This is a genomic window from Mesorhizobium sp. M7A.F.Ca.CA.002.09.1.1, from assembly GCF_003998555.1.
Classification (GTDB): domain Bacteria; phylum Pseudomonadota; class Alphaproteobacteria; order Rhizobiales; family Rhizobiaceae; genus Mesorhizobium; species Mesorhizobium ciceri.
In genome coordinates this window covers 7,501-16,845 of the sequence record NZ_RZRR01000022.1, presented here as the reverse complement: position 1 = coordinate 16,845, position 9,345 = coordinate 7,501, and the positions used below count along the sequence as shown (strand labels likewise).

At 62.4% G+C, this 9,345-nt stretch carries 6 protein-coding genes, 1 tRNA gene and 2 rRNA genes (1 of these 9 only partly in view); all 9 read right to left on the bottom strand.

Features of this window, described 5'->3' with window-relative positions:
* On the bottom strand, positions 1-1,569 hold a 1,569-nt coding region (locus EN994_RS02215), incomplete at its 3' end, for a glycerol-3-phosphate dehydrogenase/oxidase (protein ID WP_164745791.1).
* A gap of 20 nt (positions 1,570-1,589) precedes the next feature.
* Complete coding sequence (locus EN994_RS02210) at positions 1,590-2,585, bottom strand: aldo/keto reductase (protein ID WP_063169061.1); 996 nt, start codon at positions 2,583-2,585, stop codon at positions 1,590-1,592.
* Entirely contained in the window at positions 2,582-3,562 is a 981-nt protein-coding gene (locus EN994_RS02205) for a sugar-binding transcriptional regulator (protein WP_024504451.1), read from the bottom strand. Before EN994_RS02205 ends, EN994_RS02210 begins: the two co-directional genes overlap by 4 nt.
* 25 nt (positions 3,563-3,587) lie before the next feature.
* On the bottom strand, positions 3,588-4,511 hold the full coding sequence (locus EN994_RS02200) for an ABC transporter permease (protein ID WP_224674565.1): 924 nt from the start codon (positions 4,509-4,511) through the stop codon (positions 3,588-3,590).
* 76 nt (positions 4,512-4,587) lie between these two features.
* Positions 4,588-6,123: a sugar ABC transporter ATP-binding protein gene (locus tag EN994_RS02195; RefSeq protein ID WP_063169062.1), complete on the bottom strand. Its 1,536-nt coding sequence runs from the start codon at positions 6,121-6,123 to the stop codon at positions 4,588-4,590.
* A 93-nt stretch (positions 6,124-6,216) separates the two neighbouring features.
* Positions 6,217-7,248, bottom strand: coding sequence for a substrate-binding domain-containing protein (locus EN994_RS02190; RefSeq protein ID WP_127224204.1), 1,032 nt, complete (start codon positions 7,246-7,248; stop codon positions 6,217-6,219).
* Positions 7,249-7,916: 668 nt separating this feature from the next.
* A tRNA-Met gene (locus EN994_RS02185) sits at positions 7,917-7,993 on the bottom strand.
* Positions 7,994-8,147: 154 nt separating this feature from the next.
* Positions 8,148-8,262, bottom strand: a 5S ribosomal RNA gene (rrf, locus tag EN994_RS02180).
* Positions 8,263-8,532: 270 nt separating this feature from the next.
* Positions 8,533-9,345 (bottom strand): 23S ribosomal RNA (locus EN994_RS02175) (it continues 2,009 nt past the right edge of the window).

The window sequence follows — 9,345 nt, the reverse complement described above, 5'->3', positions numbered from 1 at the left end:
GTCGAGAACGGCGTTGGCGAGGTCGAAGCTGAGACCGCCTGAAATGGCGATGGTGGTGCGGCGCAAGAACAGGTCGGCAAGGCACTCGACCTGCTCGCGCTCGATGATGCGCCCCATCTCGCTTGCCGAATAGTCCGACTGCGGCAGCATCTGTTCGCCCGCCGGGTGCGAAACGAAATCCCTGGCCGACGTGCCATAGCGCTGCAGAAGCGTTTGCGCGCGCTCGACCGTCAGGCCATGCTCGGCGGCGAATGACGCGCACCAGGCGTCCGGGTCGGCCGGAAAATCACGGCCGCCACCGATGGCCATGTCCTGCGTGCCCTGGCTGCGCGCGAGGCCGAGCCGCTTCAGTGCCATGTCGGCGGCCAGCGCTCCAAACGAACGGAAGGTGGTCCACTTGCCTCCGACCATGCACAGTGTCGCCGGCAGGTGCCCGCTCGCTTCTACGAACTCGCAAAAATGATCGCGCGGTATGCGGCTGGTAAAACTGTCCTCGCTGGCGGGCAAGGGTCGCACGCCGGCGAAGCGGAACACGATCTGGTTTTCAGCTACTTTGATCGAGGGGAATACAAAGGCGAGCGACTGCAGGATGTAGCGCTGCTCGTCCTCCTCGCAACGCACCTTGTCCGGATCGTCGACCCGGATGTCGGTCGAGCCGATCAGCACCTTGCCGAGATAGGGAAACAGGATGCAGATGCGCCCGTCCTCGTTCTCGTAATAGACCATATGGCCGCCGAGCGCGTCGAACAGTTCTGCATTGTCGACGATGAGATGCGAGCCCTTGGTGCCGCCCATCATCGTCTGCGCCGCCGCCCCGATGGCCTTGTTGGTCAGGTCGATCCAGCCGCCAGTAGCGTTGATGACCAATTGCGCCCGTACCGGCAGTTGTTCGCCCGTCAGCGTGTCGGTAATGGCGAGGCTATCACCTGTCGACGATACCTGAGCGTAGTTCAAGGCGCGGGCGTTCGCCGCGCTCGCCGTGGCGTCCAGCAGCATCTCCAGGCCGAGGCGTTCGGGCCGGCTCACCCAGGCGTCGTAGTAGGTCGCCGAATTGCGGATCGCCGGATTGATCGCCGGCCATTTTTTCAAGGTTTCGGCGCGGCCCCTGAACCTGTGCGTCGGCATCAAACGCCGTGCGGCGGTGAACAGGTCGTACATGGCAAGGCCGGTCTTGATGACCAGCGCACCACGCCGGCTCGGCCGCCGCGTCAGACCCAGGAAACGCACCGCACCGTTGGCAAGGCCGGAGAAAATGTCGAAGATCGGCACCGTCGTCGGCAACGGGGCCACATAGTGCGGGGCATTCCTCAGCAGCCGGTCACGTTCGAGCAGCGATTCGCGCACCAGTTTGAATTCGCCGTTTTCGAGATAACGCAGGCCGCCATGCACCATGCGTGAAAGGGCGGCACTGGCGCCGCTGCAATAATCGCCCTTTTCCGCCAGCACGACATCGACGCCTTGCAGCGCCAGTTCGCGAAAGACGCTGATGCCGTTGATGCCGCCACCGATGACGAGCACGGCGATATCAGGCCGGTCGCGCAGACCGGCTAACGTATGGCTACGGTTCATCGGGGCTGTTGCCTTTTTTCTCAGGCATCCATCGCAGTGAGATGCGCGGCTGCCGCGGCGTCGATTGCCGCAAGCTCGCCTGCCGCAAGCGTGATCTCCCCGGCCCGTGCATTGTCGAGCGCCTGTTCGGGATTGCGCGCGCCGCACAGGGCGAAGGTGATGCCCGGCTGGGCGAGCGTCCAGGCGATGACGATCTGCGCGGTCGACGCCTGGTGGCTCTCGGCGATAGGGGCGATGGCCTCTTTCAGCTTTGCCACCTTCTGCCGGTTGGCCGTGGAAAAGCGCGGGTTGTCCTTGCGCTGGTCGTCGCCGCCGAATGTGCGGCCGGGGTCGACCGTGCCGGTGAGCAGCCCCAGCGCCAGCGACGAATAGCTGAGCGTGGCGATGTCATGGCGGCGAGTGATCGGCAGCAGGCTGCTCTCGATGTCGCGGTCGATCATCGAATAGCGCTCCTGGATCGCATCGAGCTGGCCGGCATCGATATAATGGCCGAGATCCTCGGCGCTGATATTGCTGACGCCGATGGCGCGGATCTTGCCGGCTGCCTTGAGCTTTTCCAATACCGCCATCGTCTCGGCGATCGGCGTCGTCGGGTCCTGCCAATGGGTGATGTAGAGGTCGATATGATCGGTGCCGAGACGCCGCAGGCTCTGCTCGACCTCATAGGCGATGCCGTCGGCGCCGAGATAGCGATGCACTGGCTTGTCGTCCTGGTCGAAGAAATGCCCGCCCTTGCCCGAATGCCAGTTCAGCCCGCATTTGGTCGCGATCACCACCTTGTCGCGCTTGCCCTTGATGGCGGTGCCGACGATCGCCTCGCTGCGGCCAAGACCGTAGGCCGGCGCTGTGTCGATCAGGCTGAGGCCGGCATCGATCGAGGCTTCGATCGCCCGCACCGACTCCTTTTCGTCGGTGCCGCCCCACATCCATCCGCCAATCGCCCAGGTGCCCAGGCCCACGGCCGACGCCGATATGCCGGACTTGCCGATCTGCCGCTGGATCTGTCGAGAATTCATGCTGCCTCCTGTTCGGCCAGCTCGAGGATCTGGAGCCCCGTGGCCTCGTCCGTGACGATGGTGTCGAGATGATTTCCGCGCATTGCGGCGAGGATCGGCGCGACCTTGCTGGCGCCACTTGCAATGCCGATCGAGCGCGGGATGGTCGCGAACTCGTCAAGCGTCAACGAGACCAGCGAACGGTTGAGCGAGTAGTTGCAAAGCTTGCCCCGGCGATCGATGAGATGGGCGAGCAGCTCGCCTGTTGCCCCGGACTTCTCGATCGCCTGGCGATCGGCATTCGAGGACGGATGCAAATCGTAGTAGCTGGAATCGTCGGTCAGGATGGAGCCGACACCCACCACCGCGACATCGGCCTCGCGCGCCTTGCGAAACACGTCGGCGACGGAGCTGATGCCCATCAGCATCTCGCGCTGCTGCGCGGTGTCCGCAAACAACGGCGCATGGATCTGGTAGGCGCGGCCGCCGAGCTTGTCGGCCATCAGCGAGGCGACGTGGTTGACATCGGTGTAGTGCTTGCCCTGCACCAGCCCGGTGGCGGGAATGATTTCGACGTCGTAGCGGCGCCCCGGCTTGAGACCGGCGACCAGCGCGCTGACGCCCTTGCCGCCGGTGATCGAAATGGTGTCGCCGTCCTTGATGGTGTCGAGCAGCAGCCCAGCCGCCGCCTCGCCGACCCGCTGCAGGGCGGTGTGCGGATTTTCGGAGACCGACGGCACCACCATCGCCCGCTCGATGCCGCCCAGCGCCACCAGCCGCGCTTCCAGGTCGACCAGATGATCGATCGGCGACTTGATCTTGATCTCGACGAGACCGAGCTGGTGACCGCGCTTGATCAGCCGGTTGACGGTCGCGTGCGAGATGCCGAGTTCCCCGGCGATCTCGGCCTGGGTCTTGCCTTCGACATAATGCAGGACAAGCGCCTGGTGCATCTGACGAACAGCGGCGATGTCGTCGCGGGTGTTGGGAGGGGCCATGGTCTTGTTTCGCCGCCTTTGAGGTTCAGGACTTCTTGCGGTGCAGGAAGTGATCGATCGACACCGCTGCCAGCAGGATGCATCCCTTGATCATGTCCTGCCAATAGACCGAGACATCGAGCAGGATAAGCGAGCTCGTCACCACCGACAGCAGAGCCATGCCGAGGATCGCCCCGAAGATGGTGCCCGAGCCGCCATTCAGCGAGGCGCCGCCGATGACGGCCGCGGCGATGATGTTGAGCTCCATGCCGGCGCCGAAGGTCGGCGTCGCCGCGCCGAAGCGCGCCATGTAGATGACGCCGGCCACTCCGGCGAGGGTCGAGCACAGCACCGTGACCCAGAACTTCACCTGATTGGTCCTGATGCCGGAGAACTGCGCGGCCTTCTCGTTGGAGCCGGTGTAGAAAACCTTGCGGAAGGCCGTGGCGCGACGCAGCAGGAAGTCGAAGATCGCCACCACGACGATGAAGATCAGGATGACATAGGGGATGTTGTTGAAACTGCCCTGGCCGATGGCCTTGAAGGCCGGCGGCAAGGTGAACAGCGACAGCGGCGTGCCCTTGGTGACCACCAGGCACATGCCGCGCACGATGACCATGGCGGCCAGCGACGTGATGAAATGATTGAGCCCTATCACGGTCACGAAGAAGCCCATGGCCGCGCCGATCAGCGCGCTGACGCCGATGCCGATCAGGCTTGCCGTCCAGGGATCGAGCCCGGCGAGGAACAGCGCACCCGAGACCACCATCGAGAAACACACGACGGAGCCGACGGAAAGGTCGATGCCGCCAACGATGAGCAGGACGGTCATGCCGACGACGACGATGCCTTCGATGGAGAAGCTCATCAGCATGGCGCGGAAATTGCCCCATGTCAGGAAGTGCGGCGAGGCGAAGCTCATGGCGATGCACAGCGCCAGGATGATGACGATCAGCCCGGCCTCGCGCATCGAGGCGAGGTGAGCGAAGTTGATGCGCCGCCCGGCGGACTTGATCTCGGCGTGCACGAGCGCTTCTCCTGATTCCCTAGGCGACATTCTGGGCCTGCCTTTGAATTGAACTGTCCTGGACGCCCGAGGCGAGCATGATGATGGCTTCTTCACCGAGCTCGCTGGCGGCGAGTTCGCCGGCGATCCTGCCTTCGCGCACCACAAGAACGCGGTCGCACAAGCCAATCAGCTCCGGCAGTTCGGACGAGATGATGATGACGCCGACACCGCTGCCGGCTAGCTGGCGCAGCAGCCGGTGAATCTCGACCTTGGCGCCGACATCGATCCCGCGCGTCGGCTCGTCCATGATGATGACCTTGGGACTGACGGACAGCTGCTTGGCGATGGCAACCTTCTGCTGGTTGCCACCGCTCAGCGTCGACACAGTGGCCTCGATGCCGGCCATGCGCACGCCGAGCCTGCCGGTCAGCTCCCGCGCCTGACGATCCTCGGCCTTGCGGTCGAGCAGGCCGAGGCGCCCGGTGAGCCGGCCGAGGTCGAGCGCCGATATGTTCGCCGCGATCGGCAGATCGAGGAACACGCCGGAGCCTTTGCGATCCTCAGAGAGATAGACCAGCCCCGCCTTGACCGCATCGCCATAACTGCGCAGCCGCAGCTGCTTTCCGTCGAGCGCGACGGTTCCAGAGGTCATTGGCCTGAGGCCGCAGACCGTCTGTGCGATCTCGCTGCGGCCGGCGCCGATCAGGCCGCCTATGCCCAGAATTTCGCCAGCGCGAAGCTGCAGATCGACGTCGGCGAAGCGGCGCCCATCGGAAAGCCCCTCGACCGACAGGAGAAGGCGCCCAGGCTCTTGCGGCGCCAGCTTGTCGGGATAGAGCTGGGTGATTTCGCGGCCCACCATTTTGCGCACGACATCGTCGGGTGAAACGGCGGCTATCGCATCGGTCGCCACGTAGCGGCCGTCGCGGAAGACGGTGACGCGGTCGCAGAGCGAGAAGATCTCGGCCATGCGGTGGCTGATATAGACCACCGAAATGCCACGTTCCCTAAGCCCGCGCACGATCGAGAACAGGCGTTGCGCTTCGCTTTCGGTGAGTGCGGCGGTCGGCTCGTCGAGCATCAGCACCTTGCAGTCGAGCGTCAGCGCCTTGGCGATCTCGACGAGCTGCTGGTTGGAAATGGAGAGGTCGGCGACCCTGGTGTGCACCGGAATGGGCGCGAGCAGGTCCATGACCTTCTGGGCGTCAGCGTAGAGCTTCTGGAAATTCATCAGCGGTGCGCGCCGGCTGTTGATCGCGGCCATGTAGATGTTTTCGGCAACCGTGGCGTCCTGGCACAGCGCGATCTCCTGGTGGACAAGCGCGATGCCGAGACGTTGGGCGGCCGCGGGCGAGTGGATCGAAACACGCTCGCCATCGATCAGGATGTCGCCCTCGTCGGGCTGCAATACACCGGCGATCATGTTCATCAGCGTCGACTTGCCGGCGCCGTTCTCGCCGCACAGCGCATGGATTTCGCCGCGCCGCAGCTCGAACCGCACGTCGTTCAGTGCCTTGACCGGGCCGAACGCCTTGGACAGACCGCGGATTTCAAGAATGGGCGACTGGGTCACGCCATGCTCCTGCGATGCTTGCGGGGGAGGAAGGAGGCCGAAGCCTCCTTCCCGGTTGGTCCGGCCTTGTGGAGGCCGGGGCGGCGATCGAGACTATTCCTCGATGCCCTTGGTGCCGCGACGCTTGAGGTACTTGTCCCAGTAGAAGTCGTCCGCATTGTCCTTGGAGACGATGGAGAAGCCATTGTCGACGAAGGGCACGCTCATCGGGTTGAAACCCGAACGCTTGGCGTCGTTCATCGGATCGATCAGGCCGGGATGCTTGGCCATCCACAACAGCATGAAGCCCATATAGCCCTGCATGCCCTGGTTGGGATTGACCGAGCCGAAGATCTCGCCGGCCTTGATCATGTCGAGGATCTTGGCGTTGACGTCGGCGAGCATGACGCGGATCTTGCCGCCGCCTTCCTTGGCGGCCTGGGCAGCACCGATGGCCGAGTTGGCCTCCGGCATGAACACGGCGCCGAGGTCCGGATGCGCCTGGGCCAGGCTCAAAACCGCCTGATAGGCCTTGGTCGGATCCTGGTTCGAAGCGGCGCGGCCGACGAGCTTCATGTCGGGCCATTTGGCTTCCATGCGGGCAACGAAGGCGTTGACGCGCTTGTCGTGGTTGTCCTGGCCGGGATTCTCCAGCACCGCATATTCGCCCTTGCCATCCATCGCCTTGGCAACGGCGTCGGCGGCATAGGTGCCTTCGGCATTGTTGTCGGAGGTGATGTAGGAGACGCGCTTGGAATTCGGCGAGTCGGCGGCGAAGGTCACCACCGCGGTGCCCTGCTCGATGGCGCGGTTGATCGGCTCGATGAACGGATCGGAGTTCATCGGGTGTACCAGTATGCCGGCCGGCTTCTGCGCCAGTGCCTGGTCGAAGGTGGCGATCTGCTTGTTGACGTCGTATTCCGGCGTACCCGTATAGGCGGTCTCGCAGCCGAACTGCCGGCCGGCCTGCTTGAACATTTCATAGACCGGGAACCAGTATTCGACGCCCGAGACCATCACGTTCATGACGTATTTTTCACCCGGCTCGCATTTGAACGGGTTAGGGGTTTCGGCGCGTACCTGCATCGACCCGAAGCAGGTCGATGCAGCCGCCGCGATTGCGAGCGTGCTCAGAAATTTGCGCAAGTTTCCTCCCTTGGCCGAAGCCATCCTCAATGACCGTTGCAGGCACTCAGTGAGCGCTGCCGTATGGATTTGATGATGCCGACCTTCCTCCGAAAGCCGACGATCGGAACATTACAGCCCGGGCGCGCATTGTCAATATAATTCACATAGTGAAATATATTTCATAGCCTACTTCAAGGGGATTCCTACGCTCCGGTCGACGAGGCTGGGCGCGGCCGCCAAGATGCCGTACGGGCTGGGCAAGGCCTTACCGGCCTTTGGCCGCGAAACCGGAGAGGGTGGTGGAATATCCGCACGGGGGCTCGCATGGTACCCTCCCGCCGGCCGCGTCTTTATCGCCTGAAGCCCCCGATCCTGTCTTTGATAGATCTGTTCCGGGCGCAGCGTGACGCTCTCCATATGTCCGCTTGGCCAGAAAGTCGGCTGCAGCTTCGGCTTCGCTTTCGGGGGCCTGAGCCTGGGCAGATCGATGGCCACCCCAGCCGCATATCAAAACGGCGCGCGGGCATTTGTGGCTGGCGGGCTGTTTTTGATGTTGGTTTTGGGGAGAGGATTTGCGTTTTCTGTCTGGCGGCTTGGCTTGGCTGGTTGCGGGCGCCTGATGACAGGCCGGCAGCACAGCACGGCACAAAACAAAAAGCCCGCACGATGGCGGGCTTTTTTGAATTTGGTTGCGGGGACAGGATTTGAACCTGTGACCTTCAGGTTATGAGCCTGACGAGCTACCGGGCTGCTCCACCCCGCGTCAATTTTTGTGTAAGCCGAGGCCTACAGATAGGTATATGGCTGACCAAATGAAAGGGCCGCTTACGCGGCCCGTGATCCCTTGGCGGGCCATTTCATAAAGAGAAGATTTTTCTCCATCCGATTTGGATGTGAGATCAACGTGCGTTTGGCAGACCTGGCAGCGACCTACTCTCCCGCGTCTTGAGACGAAGTACCATCAGCGCTGGAGCGTTTCACGGCCGAGTTCGGAATGGGATCGGGTGCAGCCGCTCCGCCATAACCACCAGGTCGGCAAAACGCACGTTGTTCGAGAAGCTTTTGAGCGAAGGCGCACAAAGAGACATCGGCAGCGGAGCTGTCGGGTGCCTCTCGGGGCTGTTCGCTGGTCTTTGTGTGCCTTTACGGTTCTTGGTCTGGCGCCTTTCGAAGCGAAGCTTCGCAAGGTCGACCGACCGTCGGCGCTGATGCGCCGCACCCACGTAGCGCCGCCCGCAGGGCGGAACAAGCGTGAGTGAGAACAGACCATCTGACTTTGTCAGATGGGCATAAGGAATGAGAACGATCAAGCCGATCGAACTATTAGTACCGGTAAGCTTCAAGCGTTGCCGCTCTTCCACACCCGGCCTATCAACGTGGTCGTCTTCCACGGTTCTCAGGGAATACTCGTTTTAAGGTGGGTTTCCCGCTTAGATGCCTTCAGCGGTTATCCCGTCCGGATATAGCTACCCTGCTATGCGGCTGGCGCCACAACAGGTCCACCAGAGATCCGTCCATCCCGGTCCTCTCGTACTAGGGACAGATCCTTTCAATATTCCTACACCCACGGCAGATAGGGACCGAACTGTCTCACGACGTTCTGAACCCAACTCACGTACCGCTTTAAATGGCGAACAGCCATACCCTTGGGACCTGCTCCAGCCCCAGGATGCGATGAGTCGACATCGAGGTGCCAAACAACCCCGTCGATATGGACTCTTGGGGGTCATCAGCCTGTTATCCCCGGCGTACCTTTTATCCGTTGAGCGATGGCCCTTCCACGCGGGACCACCGGATCACTATGACCGACTTTCGTCTCTGCTCGACTTGTCAGTCTCGCAGTCAGGCAGGCTTATGCCATTGCACTCAGCGAACGATTTCCGACCGTTCTGAGCCCACCATCGCGCGCCTCCGTTACTCTTTAGGAGGCGACCGCCCCAGTCAAACTACCCACCATACATTGTCCCGGACCCGGATAACGGGCCGCGGTTAGACATCCATAGTAATAAGGGTGGTATTTCAAGGGTGGCTCCACCTGAGCTGGCGCCCAGGCTTCAAAGCCTACCACCTATCCTACACATGCCACTACGAATGCCAATGTAAAGCTATAGTAAA

Coding starts and splice junctions, on each gene's coding strand:
- EN994_RS02210 (WP_063169061.1), bottom strand. CDS start 2,585: ATGAATTCTCGACAGATCCAGCGGCAGATCGGCAAGTCCGGCATATCG.
- EN994_RS02205 (WP_024504451.1), bottom strand. CDS start 3,562: ATGGCCCCTCCCAACACCCGCGACGACATCGCCGCTGTTCGTCAGATG.
- EN994_RS02200 (WP_224674565.1), bottom strand. CDS start 4,511: ATGCGCGAGGCCGGGCTGATCGTCATCATCCTGGCGCTGTGCATCGCC.